This is a genomic window from Novosphingobium sp. HR1a (genome assembly GCF_015594425.1).
Lineage (GTDB): Bacteria > Pseudomonadota > Alphaproteobacteria > Sphingomonadales > Sphingomonadaceae > Novosphingobium > Novosphingobium resinovorum_A.
Genome location: NZ_JABXWS010000178.1, coordinates 1 through 253 on the forward strand (window position 1 = coordinate 1; position 253 = coordinate 253).

Here is a 253-nt window from a genome sequence, read left to right on the forward strand (position 1 = left end):
GGGGACTGTCAGGAATTCCGTGTGTGGGCGGGCGGTTGAACATTACGCTGCCATGGCCTTGATGAAGCGTTCTCCGAACAGCACGGCGAACTGGGCCTTGGCCATAGACCACTCACGTGGCGGCATTTTCCACTCTTTCTCGGATCGGTTCAAGATCAGATAGAGCAGCTTGGTCGCTGAATCGTCGCTGGGAAAGTGCCCCCTGGCCCTGACCGCCCGTCGAAGCTGGGCATTCAACGCCTCGATGGCGTTT

The 253-nt window shown here is 58.9% G+C and carries 1 protein-coding gene; it reads right to left on the minus strand.

What is annotated here, in order from left to right; genetic code table 11:
• Positions 1–42 precede the first annotated feature (42 nt).
• On the minus strand, positions 43–253 hold a 211-nt coding region (locus tag HWN72_RS30890; RefSeq protein ID WP_211152349.1), incomplete at its 5' end, for a transposase.